At 37.3% G+C, this 19,277-nt stretch carries 16 protein-coding genes; all 16 read right to left on the reverse strand.

Annotated elements, in window-relative coordinates:
• Positions 1–90: 90 nt before the first annotated feature.
• On the reverse strand, positions 91–1,185 hold the full coding sequence (locus tag OLD84_RS15780; protein WP_209462398.1) for a glycosyltransferase family 4 protein: 1,095 nt from the start codon (positions 1,183–1,185) through the stop codon (positions 91–93).
• Positions 1,182–2,054: an NAD-dependent epimerase/dehydratase family protein gene (locus tag OLD84_RS15785; protein WP_209462399.1), complete on the reverse strand. Its 873-nt coding sequence runs from the start codon at positions 2,052–2,054 to the stop codon at positions 1,182–1,184. Before OLD84_RS15785 ends, OLD84_RS15780 begins: the two co-directional genes overlap by 4 nt.
• Positions 2,051–2,692 (reverse strand): sugar transferase, encoded by a 642-nt coding sequence (locus OLD84_RS15790; RefSeq protein ID WP_209462400.1) that lies wholly within the window; start codon positions 2,690–2,692, stop codon positions 2,051–2,053. The genes OLD84_RS15785 and OLD84_RS15790 overlap by 4 nt, the downstream gene beginning before the upstream one ends.
• A 568-nt stretch (positions 2,693–3,260) precedes the next feature.
• Positions 3,261–4,541 carry a nucleotide sugar dehydrogenase gene (locus OLD84_RS15795; RefSeq protein ID WP_209462566.1) on the reverse strand — a complete coding sequence of 427 codons (1,281 nt, stop codon included), beginning with the start codon at positions 4,539–4,541 and terminating at the stop codon, positions 3,261–3,263.
• Positions 4,541–5,554, reverse strand: coding sequence for an NAD-dependent epimerase (locus tag OLD84_RS15800; RefSeq protein WP_209462401.1), 1,014 nt, complete (start codon positions 5,552–5,554; stop codon positions 4,541–4,543). Before OLD84_RS15800 ends, OLD84_RS15795 begins: the two co-directional genes overlap by 1 nt.
• A gap of 12 nt (positions 5,555–5,566) precedes the next feature.
• Complete coding sequence (locus OLD84_RS15805) at positions 5,567–6,682, reverse strand: glycosyltransferase family 4 protein (RefSeq protein ID WP_209462402.1); 1,116 nt, start codon at positions 6,680–6,682, stop codon at positions 5,567–5,569.
• Positions 6,683–7,086: 404 nt separating this feature from the next.
• On the reverse strand, positions 7,087–8,121 hold the full coding sequence (locus OLD84_RS15810) for a hypothetical protein (protein ID WP_209462403.1): 1,035 nt from the start codon (positions 8,119–8,121) through the stop codon (positions 7,087–7,089).
• 4 nt (positions 8,122–8,125) lie between these two features.
• Positions 8,126–9,550, reverse strand: coding sequence for an oligosaccharide flippase family protein (locus tag OLD84_RS15815; RefSeq protein ID WP_209462404.1), 1,425 nt, complete (start codon positions 9,548–9,550; stop codon positions 8,126–8,128).
• 214 nt (positions 9,551–9,764) lie between these two features.
• A complete protein-coding gene (locus OLD84_RS15820) occupies positions 9,765–11,099 on the reverse strand; it encodes a hypothetical protein (protein WP_209462405.1) in 1,335 nt (444 codons plus the stop codon).
• 294 nt (positions 11,100–11,393) lie between these two features.
• Entirely contained in the window at positions 11,394–13,220 is a 1,827-nt protein-coding gene (locus OLD84_RS15825; protein ID WP_209462406.1) for a polysaccharide biosynthesis protein, read from the reverse strand.
• A gap of 52 nt (positions 13,221–13,272) precedes the next feature.
• Positions 13,273–13,878 (reverse strand): response regulator transcription factor, encoded by a 606-nt coding sequence (locus tag OLD84_RS15830; RefSeq protein WP_209462407.1) that lies wholly within the window; start codon positions 13,876–13,878, stop codon positions 13,273–13,275.
• A 183-nt stretch (positions 13,879–14,061) separates the two neighbouring features.
• Positions 14,062–14,727, reverse strand: coding sequence for a response regulator (locus OLD84_RS15835; RefSeq protein WP_209462408.1), 666 nt, complete (start codon positions 14,725–14,727; stop codon positions 14,062–14,064).
• 494 nt (positions 14,728–15,221) lie between these two features.
• Complete coding sequence (locus OLD84_RS15840; protein WP_209462409.1) at positions 15,222–15,986, reverse strand: tyrosine-protein phosphatase; 765 nt, start codon at positions 15,984–15,986, stop codon at positions 15,222–15,224.
• Between the two features lie 392 nt (positions 15,987–16,378).
• On the reverse strand, positions 16,379–17,143 hold the full coding sequence (locus OLD84_RS15845) for a tyrosine-protein phosphatase (protein ID WP_209462410.1): 765 nt from the start codon (positions 17,141–17,143) through the stop codon (positions 16,379–16,381).
• A gap of 643 nt (positions 17,144–17,786) precedes the next feature.
• A complete protein-coding gene (locus tag OLD84_RS15850) occupies positions 17,787–18,485 on the reverse strand; it encodes a CpsD/CapB family tyrosine-protein kinase (RefSeq protein ID WP_209462567.1) in 699 nt (232 codons plus the stop codon).
• On the reverse strand, positions 18,460–19,224 hold the full coding sequence (locus OLD84_RS15855; protein ID WP_209462411.1) for a YveK family protein: 765 nt from the start codon (positions 19,222–19,224) through the stop codon (positions 18,460–18,462). Before OLD84_RS15855 ends, OLD84_RS15850 begins: the two co-directional genes overlap by 26 nt.
• Positions 19,225–19,277 lie beyond the last annotated feature (53 nt).

Here is a 19,277-nt window from a genome sequence, read left to right on the forward strand (position 1 = left end):
TGACACCAGTAATCCTGTTCTCTAGTCCAATTATTGAGACTTTTTCACTCCGATTTATAATATTTTCATATAAATTCATTACCATTCTCCCTAATTAGCTATATTTTCTATTTCATTTAAATAAGAACTAACAACTTTTTTCCTGTCAAATTCATTTTCAACTTTATTTCTTGCTAAAATTCCCATAGTCTCTTGCTCGTTATAAGTAAGATCAATAAATTTATTAATAGCTTCAACTAAACTATCAACATTTTTCGGTTCTAGCCCAAACCCTGTGACACCATCATCAAATGTTTCTTCACAACCTGGAATTGAAGAAGCTATAATCGGCCTTCCCATGGATGCAGATTCTAGTAGGACATTCGCCATACCTTCATGATAAGACGGTAGTATTACAGCATTGCAATCTTCTATAAACTCTTTCACATTGTTTTGAACTCCATGGAATTTAATAATATCCAAGTTCACTAATTCATTAGCTTTGTCAGTATAATCTTCCTCATAAAAACCAACTGCTTCGAATTCAATATTTTTATTACTTTCCTTAATAATTTTTGCAGCTTCAGCTAACTCTTCAATACCCTTTTCTTTCATAATCCTTCCTATAAAAAGAATTTTCAACTTCTCTCTTTCCTCAGGGTATTTCTTTAACGAAAACTCTTCAAGATTAACACCAGACCCTGGAACTAACTTATGTGAATGATTTGTAATTTTATGCTGTTGAAAGAAATGCATGTTTTCTTTGTTCTGAAAAAAGAGTGAATGGATATCTTTAAAAGCATATTTATATAGTAATAATAAAACGTTTTGCATTAATCCTTTTTTCTCTAAGGCTGTACCTAGTCCTGTAATAGTAGCTATATAAGGAGTTCTTAAGGATTTACAAGCTATCCCTCCATAAATATTAGGTTTTATCGTATAACTTAAAACCACATCTGGCATAACTCTTTTTATGATTTTTCTATACTCTGATATTAATTTAAAATCACTAATTATATTTGTTCCATGCCGTTCAATAGTTGTTTCTATATACTCACACCCCATTTCTATCAAATAATCAATTTTTTTTCCGTAGGGCGAAGATACGTAAACTTTATAATTATCTCTTAATAATTGTTGAACCAATTCTTTTCTAAAGTTATAAATAACCACATCATGATTTACTAAAATAAGAACTTTTTTCATACCTTTTCTCTCTCCAACTCTGTAGCAGCTATCGACTCTCTCAAATCCCTAATCCGGTAACCCTCTTTATATTCACTCATACTCTTCTCATAAACCATATTACCAAACACCTTATTAATAACCCCTATTTTCGTTCCTGTAAGCTTTAGAATGGGATTGAATATTTTCGTAAGTCTTATTTTCTTCCCATGCACATCCGCAATCAATTTCACCATTTCACTAGTCTTCACATAGTCACTATTTTGCGGGAAGAATAATCCACTTTCTTCATTCTCCATCATCAGCCTAATGAGCTCACAAAGGTTATCAATATGAAGCATGCTACGTTCATTATCAATGTCAGGAAATACAGGAAGTTTCCTAGCTGCTTTTGCCAGTTTTGGATAATTCCCTTTTGAGCCCTTCCCATAAATCATAGGAGGTCTGAGAATAGCAACCTTAAAATCATCGTTTTCTAGCGGCTTTATGCCTTCTTCTGCTTTAAGCTTGCTATTCCCATAAAAATTGCTTGGAGTTGGAACTGTATTTTTATCTATTACTCTTTTATCACTCGTACTGTCACCATAGACGATAATACTACTCATGAAGATAAACTGATTAACGCCTTCATTCTTCGCTTTCTCTGCAATTTCTATCGTAAGGTCTCGATTTACTTTATAATAGTTATCTTCCATTTTTGGATCTGTAGAAACGTGTGCTATCCCCGCCGCATGAAACACAACATCATACACGGAGAAGTCTTTTTCCTTCCAAGCGTCATCCCTAACACTAATAGCCTTAACAGAATATCTATCAGGGCTGTCTTCCAACCATTTTGCTAGGCTTCTACCTATATAGCTGTTAGCCCCTGTGATCAGGATTTCCTTCATTTTGATTCGGTCTCCTTACCTTGCTCTTGCATCGTAGAAGCAGATTCCTTCTCCCCAGTGCCACCTTCAGCAACACCGTCACGCTTAACAACACTCACCAACGTTCCAAAGAAACACTTCACATCCATCCGGAGAGACATTTTGTCTACATATTCACCGTCTAACTTAGCCTTCACGTCAATAGGAAGTTCATCTCTACCATTTATCTGTGCCCAACCGGTAAGGCCGGGTGGTACATTGTTTGCCCCATAGCTATCTCTTTCTTCTATTAGATCATACTGATTCCAGAGTGCTGGTCTTGGACCGATAATACACATCTGCCCAACAAAGATGTTCCAGATTTGCGGGAGTTCATCTAAGCTGGTTTTTCTTAAGAATTTCCCCATCCATGTGATATATTGTTCCGGATTCTCAAGAAGATGTGTTGGTGTATCTTTCGGTGTATCTATTTTCATAGTACGGAACTTCAGCATATTAAAATGTGTCTTACGAAAACCAATCCGTTTTTGTTTAAAAAGGACAGGCCCTTTTGAATCTAGCTTAATTCCTATGATTAAAATAAGAAAGATTGGTGATAACACCAGCAGTCCGATGAAAGAAAGTACGGTATCTATTAATCTTTTAAATTTCATATACATACTTTAACACTCCTTGGAGGTTAGTTGGTTCGTACTGAATTGGAATGGATGTCTTTTCCAACAAACTACGAACCCACTAATTAATTGCTCAACATAGCTGAGTGCCTCCGTTAAAATATATGGAGGCATCGCCTGTTATTATTCTTGGTTGATAGTCATTTACAGTTATAATTAACTCTGCACCACGTTATCTTCTATCCTTTAAAGGCTACCAACCGAATGATGTTCAGCCCAAAATTCCTTTATCTATTCAGCATAGATTAAATCCATCTAATTATCTAAGTAGCTCTACCTTCACTAACTTTAGTAAATCTATCAATTATATAATTAACATTTTCATTATTATCTGATAGACGGCTTGAACTGACCGATTGTGTCCTCAGCTTTTAGTTGAACAAAGCTTATGACTTTAAGTGTTCTGTCCAACTAAGTGTAACCTATCCATTGTAAAATCTAATGTAGTTATGTGTAGGACTTTTTTGTCATCTCAGACACTCCAGATTTATATCAATAATGATTTGTCTACATAGATGATGTATATTTTATTAATTCCTTACAACTTATTAAATCATAATCTTAACAAAGATATATCTCTTAATGAATCATTTCTTTTTAGTCTGCTTTTAACATCAAACACAATGCCTTTACCATGTTTCAACAAGTGATCAAACATTGCCCATCCCTCTTCTAAATAAACTTCATGAGGAACAGCAAAAACTGCTGCATCCGCAGGTTTTAATTCTTTATAAGATATTAAATCAATTCCATATTCTTCATATGCTTCTCCGCTATTAGCGTGAGCATCGGTGATTTGTACATTAATGCCAAATTCCTCTAATTCTGTCACAATATCTATTACTCTAGTGTTACGCAAATCTGGCACATTTTCTTTAAACGTAAATCCAAGTACAGTAACAGTTGAGCCTTGAACGGGCATATTTTTCTTAATCATTTGTTTAATTAGCGATGTGGCAATAAACTTACCGACATTATCATTCGTTTTTCTTCCTGCTAGTATAACTTCAGGGTGATGTCCAATTTTTTCTGCTTTATGTGTTAGATAATAAGGATCCACACCTATACAGTGTCCACCAACTAACCCTGGTGAAAAGTTTAGGAAATTCCACTTTGTTCCTGCAGCAGCTAATACATCTGCCGTATCTATATTAAGCTTCTCAAAGATTACAGATAGCTCATTCATAAGCGAAATATTTAAATCACGCTGTGTATTCTCAATGACCTTTGCAGCTTCTGCTACTTTTATAGAGCTCGCTTTATGAACGCCAGCATCAACAACATCTTCGTACACACTAGCTACAATATCCAATACTTCTTCGTTTTGCCCAGAGACCACTTTTGTAATTGTTTTAAATGTATGCACTTTATCTCCTGGATTGATTCTTTCTGGGGAATACCCAACATAGAAATCTTCTCCGCATGTCATACCAGATACCTTCTCTAAAACTGGTACACAATCATCTTCGGTTGCCCCAGGGTATACAGTAGATTCATAGACAACGATTGTTCCTTTGGCAATATTGCTTCCCACTGTTTCTGACGCTTTTAACAGGGGTGTTAAATCTGGTTGTTTGTTTTCTGTAATAGGTGTAGGAACAGCAACAATAATAAAATCTGCTTGTTTTAAATCTGATGGATCTGCCGTAAAGGTAATTGAAGTAGCTTTTAAATCTTCTTCTGTAACTTCATTTGTTATATCTATTCCATTGTTTAGTCCATCTATTCGATTTTGATTGATATCAAATCCGATAACTTCTTGTTCTTTGCCAAATTCTACAGCAACTGGTAGGCCTACATAACCAAGACCAACTACTGCTATTTTACGTTTAATCATAATTTCACCTCGTAATAATCAAGATACCAATCAATAAATTTATTTACGCCTTCTTGAATGGTCGTCTTTGGTTTAAAATCAATATCCCTAAACAAATCTTCCACATTTGCATATGTCTCTGGCACATCACCAGGTTGTAGCGGCAAGAAGTTTTTCTTAGCCGTTTTACCAAGTTTATTTTCGATTGCCTCAATAAAATCCATTAGCCTTACAGGACTGTTGTTTCCAATGTTGTACACTTTGTAGGGCGCATAACTGCTTCCAGGATTCGGATTTGCACCAGACCATTCTGGATTCGGTTGAGCTGGTCTTTTTGTTAATCTAGCAATGCTTTCAACAATATCATCAACATATGTGAAATCTCGCATCATCTTTCCATAGTTATACACATCAATTGGTTCGTCGTTTACAATTGCCTTTGTGAATAAGAATAACGCCATATCTGGACGACCCCAGGGACCGTAAACAGTGAAGAAACGTAAACCAGTTGTCGGCAAACCATATAAATGACTATACGTATGTGCGAATAGTTCATTAGACTTTTTAGTGGCTGCATACAAGCTCAATGGATGATCAATGTTATCATTCGTTGAAAATGGCTTGGACGTATTTGCCCCATATACAGAACTCGATGAAGCATAAATTAAATGTTCTACTTTATAATGACGACATGCTTCAAGTATGTTAGTAAAGCCAACGACGTTTGAGTTAACATATGCATGCGGGTTTTCGAGACTATAACGAACCCCTGCCTGTGCAGCTAAATTAATTACTATTTCTGGTTTATATTGTTCAAAAGCCTTATTGATGATTTCCAAGTCTTCTAAATCTGTTTTTACAAATGTGAAATTATCATTATCTAATTGACTTAATCTATCTTCTTTTAATTGTGGGTCATAGTAATCGTTTATGTTATCTATTCCGATTACTTCGTGACCTTCAGCAAGTAAACGTTTGGATAGGTGTGAACCTATGAATCCAGCTGAACCTGTTACTAATACTTTTTTCATACCCTACACCGCCTATAAATTATATAATTCTTCAAATTGCTTTGTGACTTTGTGAATATCAAAATTTTCGATAACCCTTTGACGGGCTATTGAACCCAGATGTTCTCTTTCATTATCAGGAAGATGTAATAAATCAAGTATGCTTTTGGACAAGGCATCAGAATCCTTACTAGGAACAACCTTTCCAGTATCTCCAACTATATAGGCAGAATCTCCAACATCTGTCACCACACAAGGTGTCTCACATGCCATCGCTTCCCCTATAACATTTGGAAATCCCTCGCCACTAGAAGAAGAAGTAAGGATATCCGCACCTGACATTATTGTAGGAATGTCATCTCTTATTCCTAGTAGACTAACATTGTTGAGTAGATCATATTTCTTTACTAAATCCATTAGTTCCATATTTTTTTCGTCAATATTTGTGCCTACTAAAACTGCATGAAACTTAATTCCCTGCTGTTTTACTTTATTTAATGCTTTAATAAAGTTTTGATAATCCTTTAAAATACTCCAACGTCCAACATGTGCTATATATGGAATATCACTCTTTCTTCCTATGATTTTGCTTAATTTTAGTTTAGCCTCTACATCCTTACTAAACTGATTTAATTCAAAACCATTTGGAATAACAAGTAAGTTCTCATCAAAAAAACCAAACTCTTCATGGACTTCTTTAGCCTTAGTAGAACAACTAACAATCGTATCAACTTTCTTTGACAGCTTTGCATTAATTTTCGCTATTATTATTGTAGATTTCTTATTTAACTTTGGATCTAAATTACTTCTTCTGATTCCCCAAATTAACTTTTCAACCTTGGAAAATTTAAATAAAATATATCCAAGTAAATCTGCATGATACATCCAAGTTTGAATTATATCAGTATTTTTAATATGCCTTTTTGCTAATTTAAACTTAAAGCTCGGTATACCTTTTTTCATATTTAAGCTGATTACTTCGAACCCTAAATTGCGTATCTTTTCACCATAAACCCCATCATCCATCATAGAAATAACATTTACATCATACTTATCTTTATCAATATGCTTTAATAATTTATAAAGCATTGTTTCAGCTCCGCCCATATTTAGACCCGTAATAATATGGGTGATTTTAATTTTTTGCATTTAATCACTTCACTCATTTTACTATTTTAAAGTTTTTTCCTTACCATTTGATAACCTTTTTTAGGAATAACTGATATTAAATTGGATTTTATCCTTAATATTTTTCTTATATATTGTTTCATTTCTTACATTATATTTTAAAGCATCGAAAGGACTGTCAACCAACTATTGTCATATCAATTTTTCACTTTCAGTAGTTGGTTTTGTCCAAAACCCACGGATTTTTTAAGCCTTTTAGTCCACATGTTATTTTATAGATGAAAGTTTAATTTTCATCTACCTTTTAAACCATTTTTTTGGTAGTCCATTTCGTTAGGGGAGATGGTTTATCTTTGACAACAACTATATTATATTTCTTATATTCCAAAATTCACATCGGGAAAGACACTAATATATGGGGATATTTAACAATCCCTATATCCACTTAATCCTTCTATTAATAATTCAATCCTCAAATTATTACAACCGTTTCGTGTAAAATTTCCTTCTTCAAAAACCCACCCCCCGTTAAATAGATATCTTCCCACTTTATTATCTACTATCAGTTGAGCGTCTGTAGATGTACCAAACATTACTTGTAATTCATTTATATAATAATTACCCTCATAATCTTCGAATATATCAAAACACATACTTTCTAATTGCAATTTGTCCGACCATTCTTTAACTAAATTTAGTAAGTCACTTTTCACATGGCCCCATCCTTTATTTAACGATCCGCTATGGAACCCTTTTTCATCTTCCAATTTCTTATGGCCAAAAAAACTATCTCCTATTCTAATAACCCGCCATTCATTTTTAATTTTTACATACGATTGTATATGAATAACACCAGATGAATTGCTACTTTTCGGTAAAAATTGCTTCTTAGAATCTAAAAATATTTTATATGGATAGAGCTTAGCTTTCAAAGAGTTTTTAATAGACTTTATGCTATTATATTTTCTAATTTTGTTATTTAATAAAAATGACCTTCGTATTACCCTTAATAACTGCTGTCTCCTGCTTATTATTTTAACTCCAATAGCACCACTCCCACTATCTTCTTTTATAACTACAGGAAGTCTACACTTTTTTCCGTATTCTACCGCTTGTTGGTAATTATAAAATGAATGAGATTCAATATGTGGAAGATTATTAACCTTATAATAATCGTGCATTGTTATTTTTGATTCATACATAATTATCGAGTCTAAACTAGGTAACGATTTACCCTTTAACATATCTTTTAATAGAAATAACCGCTTCATAAATAGGCTTTTCCATTCATCTGGAAATGATGGGGGATAAATTAAATACCCATCATAATCCTTTTCTAAATAACTATCCCATTCATCAGCCATTAAATCAATAAAATCATATTCAATATCCAGGTCTTTAAATGCATTTATTATGTTTTCACGTTTTCTTTCTGGTGTAATAATTACTCCAATTTTCATGTTCTCACCTTTTCGCTATCTTATTCATGACTAACTCTCTTATATTTAGTGAATTCATTATAAAACTTAATAATATATAAACAAAACAACCCGCTAACACTTTACTAACTAATGCCAGCAAGCTATTTTCAAAAGTAATATTGATGATGAATAGATACATTATAGTTGATGACGTTACGACCTTAAGGAAGTCCCACCAGGGAAATGGAACTCGGTAATTTTTTATACTATAATATGCACTTATCAGCATTGCTACAAAAAAAGATATTGTAGTTGCTAAAGCCGCTCCTTCAATTCCATATTTATTTAACATGTAAATATTTAAAATTACATTAAGTATTACAGCTGTTAACACTGGATAAAAAAAGTATTTAGTCTTAGCAGAGATTTGTAATGTTAAATCAAAATAATAGCTTTTCAACCCGTGGAATAGTGAAGCAAGAATTATTAAGTTCATCAAATTATTAGAGACAGAAAATTCCTCTCCAATTATTATACCTGTAAACTCATTTAATATAGTTGCCAAACCAAAACAAGCTGGAATAGATATAAAAAGCAATAGCTTCGAATAATACTTAAATTGTCTCTTTCCCGCTTCCTCACCGTCTGTCTTGATTATCTTAAGTATTAAAGGGAAACTTGCTAAAGATAGTGACATCATAATCATATAAATCAAATTATGAATTAAATCGAAACCAACTGTATAATTACCATTTTCCTCTAGTCCTAATATAAATGAAATCATAATCTTATCTATATTTTGTAATGCTACACTTAAAGCAAAGGAAAGTGTTATTGGTAACCCGTACTTAAGGAGACCCTTTTGAGTAGTTTTATTAGATATGATTGATAAACCTACAATTTTACTACCTAATCTTCTTCCAAAGAATAGGATTCCTAAAAATAGTCCAAAAATAGATCCTAATAATAGACCTGTCACCCCTCCACCATAATAAATCAATATAGTAGATACGATAACAACCGTTAGGGATTTAATAACACTTACATTAGCAACTACTGTCGGTTTTAGAATAGTTCTGAAATAAACAATAAGCATCTCAAAAATAGAAAGTAGGGTTATTAATATATAACCAATAAAAACATACCAAACATTTAATGAAATAAAATAAAGGACAAACGCAGTAATAATAGTCGGTATCCCTAGTAGTAGCAAAGTAATAATATGGGACTTTATTATCGATCCTATAAACGAATTAATATTTTCACGATCGTTATAAAATCTAATAAAACTTGATCTTATCCATTGAAAAAAAAGTATATTAACTAAACCAGTAATAACGGTGATTAATGAAAATAAGCCATAATCATCTGGATTAACTAGTCTGGTATAAATGCTGACGCCAACAATACTTACTATTGCGGGTGTTAATTTACCTAAGAAATAAATGACAGAGTGCTTTATTAACACAATTTCACAACCTACTTTAACTAAATATAATAAGAGATACCATTTTATAAGACGAACCTATTTTATCCCTTTTGAATAGGTGTCTACAAATATACTTTTAGCGGAATATCAAGTTTCTAAATGTAGCTTAATACTCAACTATTCTCATCTAAGATTTAATTGGTTTTACCGTTGCATGATAGATTTTAATTTAAGTGTTCTATTCAATACTATATTAAGTAAATTTTTGGATGCTCCTAATAATCGCTTTAACAAAAACAGGCATAGCTAATATCAAAATCAAACCATAACCAATTAAATGATGTCTTACCGCTGTTCCCCAATTAACCGTTCCAAGAGACCATAATAATTCCATTAAAATAAACAGAATCATTACTTGATATAAAGATGTTTTCTTTATCTCTTCATTTTTCCTCAAATAATTTATTGCAGCAAAAAGCAATATAAGCCTAAATATATTTTCTATCATCGCGTATATATCTAGTACAGATGATATTTGCCATGGAAAGGGTGCTATCATATAGCTAATGAACACTACCGGTGCTGTGAGTACTACCGTAAAAATATTACTAGTATTAAGCTCAACCCCATATTGTGCTCTCGAATCCAAAGCTATTCCACCATCTCTATAATCATCAATGTAAGATGTTATGTCTCCCTTTAAAATCGCATCACTGGCTTGGGTTGAAATGCCAACGATATTTAGTAATCCGATAAACAATACAAGTGCTATACCACTTAATATCACCTTAATTAATAAATTTTTAACTCTAAGATTAGTTGTTAGTATTTTATTAAAGTAGATTATTAAAATGGCAAATGTAAATACTAATAATCCATTATGAAGCATTCCTAATATAAAAATTGAAATAATAAACTTTATAAATAGGATGAAGCTAAATTTATTGCTTTCGATCGCCTTAATAAAATAATATATAGACATTAAGAAAAATAAAATTTGATATGGTTCTCTCATTGTTATTGAGGTATATATAAGCATACTTGGTAATAATCCAAATAGATAAACTAGAGGAGTATTGTATGTTGAACCATATAATTTTTCGGCTATCTTAAGCAAATACCTTACTGATAAGACAAAAGCAAATATTGACAACATTTCTCCACTAAATTTTGAAACACCAATAAAATTAAACACAAGCGCTAAATAGTTTGTATATAATTCTGAACCAGTATTTATTAAATCTATACCCGTATTATATTGCGAAATAAAGGATGCATTTTTAAAGAATCCAATTGCATCTGCCCCGGCACCATATATAGTAAAAAAGTTATTATTTATTAACGATATAGTTACTTTTAAAAAAAACACAACTAACATTGCTACCATAGTATTTATATTTTCAACAAAAACCTTTTGAGTAAAAATGTATATCAGGATCAGAAAAATTAATACAACACCAAACCAATCTTCTGGTGTAGCAAGTATTAATAGAATAAATGGAACTATTAATATAAAATAAGTAAATATATTTTTGTAATTCAATACTTTATTGGGTGGATTCATTTCAAGTCTCATTCCTATTTTCATATCTTCTAATTCTCAATAGCGTTTAATGTCTTCCCATAAAAACAATTCCTCATCTGCGGTATAGGCTGATAATTTAGTCGTGATTGGGCAAGCTATAGATGTTGCCTCGTCGACATTTTTCGTGCCGATGACATTCTTTTTCACCGCTTCATGTAGATTATATTACATTAATAGTACATGTATTGTGCTACCGCTTGATAGATGAACTGTGGTTTATATTTTTCTACAATCAAAGATGCTTCCACATCCCCGATAACTGGGTTTGTCCGTCACTCGGCAAGGCGTCCTCTGTAGCTACGACTCTTTCACTGCTAACAATGTCTGCTCCATATATACAATTTTCATCAATGCATCTTTCAGTTCTTCCAGTGCGTAACTGTCAAACCGATCGATCAAGTCAACGAGAACGTCCGGATCGACCGCAACCGTACGTCCAACATAAATTTTCTCATACACTTCTCCAGGCAGCACTTCATCCTCCCCAAGGAGTTCTTCGTACATCTTTTCCCCTGGTCTTATCCCTGCGAATTCTATTGGAATCTCGTCTTCCGTATAGCCTGATAGTTTAATAAGGTTGTGAGCTAGATCGACAATTTTAACAGGGTCTCCCATGTCGAGGACGAATATTTCGCCGCCTTTCGCTAGGGTTCCTGCCTGGATGACGAGCCGGGATGCTTCTGGGATCGTCATGAAGTAGCGTGTCATTTCCGGGTCGGTAACGGTGACTGGTCCGCCTTTTTCAATTTGCTTCTTAAATAGCGGGATCACACTGCCCCGGCTTCCGAGCACGTTGCCAAATCGTACGGCAACGAATTTTGTCTTGCTGCGGCTTGCTAGGTCTTGAACCACCATCTCCGCGATACGTTTGGTTGCGCCCATCACATTGGTCGGATTAACTGCTTTGTCGGTGGATACGAGTACGAATTTCTGTACACCGAATGTGTCGGCCGCTTCTGCGACATTTTTCGTGCCGATGATATTATTTTTAACGGCTTCGTGTGCGTTTATTTCCATTAATGGGACATGCTTATGTGCTGCTGCATGGTAGATAATTGCCGGTTGATGCGTTTTGACAACTTCAAACATGCGCATGCGGTCCTGCACGTCACCGATTACGGGAATAATCTCTGTTTCGCTGTCGCTATAGAGACTCCGTAGTTCCATATTGATGGTATAAATGCTGAATTCCCCGTGGCCGACGAGCACGATTTTCTTCGGCGTGAATCGCATAAGCTGACGGGTAATTTCCGAGCCGATGGATCCACCTGCACCGGTCACCATCACGGTCGTGCCTGTCACATAGTCGGATATCGCATTGATATCGAGCTCGACCGGTTCACGTCCGAGCAAATCTTCTACTTCCACATTTTTCAGGTGGCTGACGGATATTTTCCCTGTCATGAGATCCTCAATTTTCGGAATCATTTGCACCTTGGCCTTTGTCTTATTACATTGTACGACAATTTTCTCAAGCGAGCCATTTTTCATCGAAGGAATGGCGATGACAATGTGTTCGATTTCTGCATCTCGGACGATTTCGGGTATATCTTTTACCGTCCCTAATACAGGTAGATTATATAATTGCATTTTCTGCTTGTTCTGATTATCATCTGCGAATCCTACGGGGAGCAATTCGGCATTGTTTTCATTTTTCAGTTGACGTGCAATCATCGCACCCGCTGCACCCGCGCCTACGATAAGGGTTCGTTTTTGTTTGTTTTGCCTCGTTATGTATCGATCCCGGTAAATGCGCCACGCAAAGCGTGAGCCACCGATTAAGATAATATGTAACATCCACGTCACAAGGAGTGCTCGCCGGTACAGGGCAAAGTCATTCACGAAATACATGACAACCCCTGCAGCCAAAACCGATAATGTAATGGCCTGAACAATCGAGACTAATTCGCCTACGCTCGCATAGGCCCATACTTTGTTATAAAGCTTGTAAATCGCCGCAAATAAGTGATGAAAGATTAATAGAGCAATAGCGCTAATGATGATTGCGGACATGTTTATAGCGGATGTGAATGGGAACACAATCCAAGAAGCGATAAATATGGCGGTACTGACGATTAAAGAGTCCAAAATGACAAGTAACGTCAGTCTCTTCCGGTAGTCCATGAGGGGCTTACCTCCTTTCGTTGCTGCTGTGTTGCGTAAATGTAAATCTAGTTTATCGTAACATATCCTTGAAATTTTTAATAACGGTCTTTCGGTGTTTTGTGCCTAATTTCCTGTAAATATGACTAATATGTACTTTTGCTGTTCCCTCACCAACCTCCGCCAGTGTGGCTATCTCTTTATTTCGGAGACCTAGCATCATGAAGTAGGCGATAATTTGCTCTTTCGTTGTTAGCACGATGCCGTTTTTTTGTAATTGATAGGCAAATACTTCCATATTAATGTCACTCATTTTGGTGAGTTGCCTTTTAAACGGCTGTATAAATGCGGTTGGTAGCACATAATGCCCTTCCCTGATCGATCGCAATGTTTCAGCGATCTCTTCCTGATGCTTTTCTGTTTTTAGGATGAGACTGTCCATCCCCGCTTCCAAAAGCTTCAATACCGGAAGGTCGAAGGGGTCTTCGGTGAGTACGATGACCTGATTCTGTTCTTTTAACAGATTGATCGCTGTCGTTGCTTCACTGGGCAAGAATGGATCAATGTCAATCAGAACTATATCCTCACCTGCCCATTCCTCAAGTGCCAACCTATAATTACGATACCCCGTAACGTACATGTCTTCCTGTTCATTCAGGAGATGGATAACACGATTCATAAATGAACTCTTCGTAATACAAAATATAGTAACCATGCATAGTTGACCGCCTATCTTTGATGTTTATTCACATATGTATGTAAAAAGCGCACTTCTTTTATAATACTAAATACCCAGTCATATTTATAGTTACTTTTGTCGAATTAAGTCATGGATTTTGTTTGGCGATCCAATTAAATCCATTTAGTAGTCGGGGTGGACCAATCCGTTCAGGTATTCGATCACATCCTTACGAGTATTTAAATTTATTTTCGTATAAATGATACTGATATAATTCTTGATCGTACCCTCGCTAAGAAAGAGTCTTTGTGCGATCTCTCTATTTGTCGCTTCCTTCATGACGAGGGAAACAATGTCAATTTCCCTATCAGATAATCGAATATTTCGATTTTTTAATTCCCTAGCGAGTTGCTCTTTCTTGTTGTACTGGAATCCCTGGATCTTGCTTGCTAGGATCTTCGCTGCTTTGCCAGAAATGACTACTTGGTCATGATAGGCATCGCGAACGGCAGAAATCAAATGCTCCGCATCCAGACTCTTTAATAAGAAACCATCCGCCCCTGCAATGAACCCCGCAACAATCAGATCCTCTTCCGCAAAGGTGGTGAGTAGAACACATTTCACATTCGGATAATTGTCTTTGAGATGTGTCGTCGTTACGATACCGTCGACATGCGGCATGTGAATATCCATTAAGATAACATCCGCCTCCACCTGGTTCATGAGTGTAACGGCTTCTTTCCCATTAGAAGCCATACCCACCACTTCCATGTCGTCCATACGCTCAATTAACGCCTTGACACCTTCACTAAAAAGCCGCTGATCCTCGACCAATAACACCTTGATCATAGCTAATTGCCCCTTATGATTTAACTTCATTCGATTCTTTTTTTCTGTCTCTCTGTCTGTAAATAGTGTAACGTTAAAGATATACAATATAAAGTATACCCTTATTTGATTGTAGTAGCCGTTCGAACTAGCGAATCGCGATGATTTTTGGGGCGCGGGCTGCCTGTTCGGGGAGGCTGTCTCCCGATCTGGGGCGACTCTCTCCCGTTTCGGGCCGCAGGCTCCCGATTTGGGCGTGCTGTCTCCTGATTTGGAGGTGTTCTCTCCCGATTTGGAGCAACTGTCTCCCGGTTTCCAGGTCTAACTAGTTGGCCTTTTATTTAATAAGGACTAACTTGTTTGTAGCGCGCTGCTCAGGTGGCGCTCTCCCGATTCAGGGGTGCTGTCTCCCGTTTTTCGAGGCACGATCTCCCGTTTTAGGGCGACCCTCTCCCGATTCGGGGCGACGCTCTCCCAATTCGAAGCTACTCTCTCCCGTTCCAACAACGTTGCTGCTAGAATAGGCCTAAGAATTTCTTTTTCTTTACTAATTCGGGTTCCATTTTATTTACGTTCATGTTGTCAATAAGCAATTGACTGTTTTCGTGGAACATGTAGAAATAGTCGGTGCCATGATTGTTGTTTATATCATGGAAGGCATCTGCCATCACAAATCCACGTGATGTGGTATTATGTGCGTCAGATGCGATGAAGTGTGTTAGGTTTGCTTCGATTAGCTGGTTAGAGAATTTTTGTATGCTCTTCCCGAATTTGCCAACAACGCTTCCTGCGGTCACTTGTGTTAATGCCCCTTTTCGCACGAAATCATAGAGTCTGCCAGGGTGTTCTAGGAGCTCTTGATTTCGTTCAGGATGCACGATGACTGGTGTATAGCCCGCAACTTGAATATCGAATAGCATTTGCTTCGCGTATCTTGGAACATGACTCGATGCAAATTCGATAAATAAATATTTCGTATAATTTAATGGAAGAATTTCTCCATTCTCCATATCCTCAAGTATGTCCCCGTTTATTCGTACCTCTTGACCGGGTAATACCGTGAGTGGGATATCTTCGTTTGCGAGTAATTCATTTAAAATAGATACATTGGTTACGATCATGCTCCGGTCATTTTCGAATTGTCCATTACGATGATGCGGCGTCGCAATAATCGTATCGATACCTTGATCGACAGCCGCTTTTGCCATCGCAACACTATCCGCTTCTGTCTGCGCGCCATCATCCACACCGGGCAATATATGACTGTGAATATCGATCATGTGCATCACTTCCTGTAGTTTAGTTAGTCATGGTATGTCGCAATGTAAATTAGACTAATTATAATTATACATATTTCGGAAATACTTTTCAATTTTCTTACTTACCGCAATTTTACGAGCCGCTATTCTTCCCGGAATCGCTAAACGCGTTTGGAGGAGGGCTTGGGCGTTCTGCGGTCGTGGTAGTTTGTTCCGCGGCCATGGCTGTTCGTTCCGCGATTAGAGCGCACCGTCCAGCGGTAGCGGCAATTCGTTCAGCGCACATGGCTGTTTGTTCCTCGGCCAAGGCAGTCCGTTCAGCGCTCAGGCCCAACCATCCAGCGCCGCCTGCGAAATTTTGCAGTTAGTTCCGATCATGACAAAGGGGACAATGTCCCTTGTCCCCTTCGCCCCTAGGTGCGGATGATTTTCCGTCCTTTGATTCGGGATGGTGTATCTACGGTGATGGATAAGTCATCTACAATTGCTTTGCTGTTTTGCTGAAGTTGGTATACTTTTCCGGCTCCGAATTGCTTCTCCATAACGCGATAGGCATCTTTCAGATAATAGGTGCGCTTCTTCGGGTCGTGTGCGTCGGAGGCGACAAAATGGGTCAGTTGTGCGCCAATCAATTGGTGGGTGAACTTCTGAAGCTTTCTCCCCCTCTTACCAGCAACACTCGCTGCCGTCACTTGGGTCAGCGCGCCATTTGATACTAATTGGTGGAGCAAATCAGGGTTTGTCCTGATCATTTCATTGCGCTCAGGATGCACAATAATCGGTTGATATCCGGCAATTTGCACCTCGAATTGAAGCTGCGTGATATACTGGGGCACGTGATCATCTGGTAATTCGATAAAGATATAATTGCTTGTCGCATTTAGCGGGAGTAATTCCCCACTTTTTAAATCTTGTACCATCTCTCCATAAATACGCGTCTCCTGCCCAGGTAGGATCGTAAGCGGAATTTGTTCATGCCTTAATTTTCCATTCACAAATGCCACCACGCCCTGAATATCTTCGGCTTTATTGATGTATGTCCCGTTCTTATGATGTGGTGTAGCAATGATATGTGTAATCCCCTCTTCAACAGCTTGTTCAGCCATTTTCAGCGTTTGGGGGAGTGATTTCGAGCCATCATCCAACCCAGGCAATATATGACAATGGATGTCAATCATACGTTCACCTCTTTGCATTACATTTTCTAACTTGCCACATTAATCCTAATCCACACCATGCTACCTTTTACATTGATTTTACCCGGACGCATGTTCATCCACTTTTTCAAAGAATCCCTTTAAGAATGCCACGTTTGTTTTGTGATAGGCTCTTTTATGATGGTGGATTTCCGCTGCGTACAGTCGCTTTCCGCGGGCACGGCTTTGCCCTGGCAAAGGGTATGTCGACGTTGTTCGCAAAGAACGGTTTTAGTCGACCTTCCTTAGCATAGCATCCGGGGTCTTCGGACACGTGCTTTCCCGCAGGAGTCGACTGTACTCCGCTCCAATCAACTGCCGTAAGAGAGCATGGTTATGCTTATTATATAATAATCAAGCAATTTTGATGAAATTACAAAGCACCCACCAGCGGAGGAAATACACGGAGACTCCTGCGGGAACAGTGGCCAGAGTGAGACCCCGCAGAACGGAGTTCGAGGAGGCTCACGGGTCACCCGCGGAAAGCGGAGTGTATTTCCGTAGCGGTATTACGTCGCATTCTATAAATCTTATACCAAAAACAACAGCCTTCTAAGATAAGTGTCAAATTTTGTAAATTAGCTGTGTAAAAGACTCCCTGCTCTCGTTTGCAAGGAGTCCTGTTTTAATTTGTTCCGTAGTAATAATAGTAGTTAGATGCTTTTTTCTCCCGATCATTGAGCACCGTACCGAGCAATTTCGCATGCGCTGGCTCTAATGCTTCTTTAGCTTTCTCAGCTGGTTCATACTCTGTAACATTACTCCTGATAACCAAGATGGAGCCATCAACGATATCGGCAAGAATTTGTGCGTCGGTCACCGCTAGTACAGGCGGCGTGTCGAAAATAACCAGGTCATAAGACATCGTTGCTTCTTTTAACAAAGATTGCATTTTGCGAGAACCCAGTAATTCAGATGGATTCGGCGGAATAGGCCCACATGAAATGACATCTAAATTTTCCATTTCGGTACGATTGACCGTTTCCTCGAGTGCATGCTCCCCAACCAAAATATTACTCAAACCCCTTAAATTATCAAGGCGGAATGTGTAATGAGCAGTTGGCTTTCTCAAATCAGCATCGATAAGCAGTACTTTCTTCCCTTGTTGCGCGTAGACAACAGCTAGATTCGCCGTTGTCATCGACTTTCCCTCGCCAGGACCTGATGACGTGACGATCATCGATTTTAAATCATTATCAACCGAGGCAAACTGTAAATTCGTTCGAACCGTACGATATTGCTCCGACACAGGCGATTTTGGATTCAACTTCGTAATCAAATGCCTCATTTTATTTGGTCTAGACTGATTCTTTCTTCGCGCCATCATAATCCCTCCTATTCGATTTATCGGCTTGGAAAGTAAAATGATCGCCCCGAACTTCCGAATCATTAATATGAGAAATCACACCAAGTACTGGTAGTTCCAAGCGCTTCTCAATATCATCTTCGGTCGTAATGGTGTTATCTAGGTATTCCAGTAGAAACGCTAATCCAACACCTACCATCCCGCCCAGCACAATCGCAATCGCAATGTTAAGCGGAGGATTCGGTGCAACTGGCGATGGACTTTCGCTCAGTTCAGCTTCTGATAGCACGCTAACATTATCGACATGCATAATCTCAGGTATTTCATTTTCAAAAACTTCCACGGTTGTATTGGCAATAGCAACAGCTTCTGCAGGATCCTCATCGGTTGCTGTAACCGTTACGACCTGCGAATTCTCCTCACTTGCAACTTGGATTTTATCGCCTAGCTGTGAGACAGATAGACTTGATCCTAATTCCGCGATAACTTCATCTAAAATAGCAGGACTATTTATAATTACATTATATGTATCTATTATTTCCGTATTCGATAAATTATCATTCACATTGTATTCCATTGCCGGATCCTGCTGTCCTTCACTTACGATAAACTGTGAGCTAGATTCGTACGTTGGCGTTAATACAAAATAACTAACAACCGCCGCGATTAAAGCTGCTCCCAAAACGAATGCTATAATGAGCATCAAACGCTTCTTAATAACGTCATATATCTCCTTCAAGGAAATAGTTTCTTCCATGGTGGTACCTCCATATCCCTATTAATCTAAATTTCACACACGTATAACCCTTA

The organism is Virgibacillus natechei, assembly GCF_026013645.1.
Taxonomy (GTDB): domain Bacteria; phylum Bacillota; class Bacilli; order Bacillales; family Amphibacillaceae; genus Virgibacillus_L; species Virgibacillus_L natechei.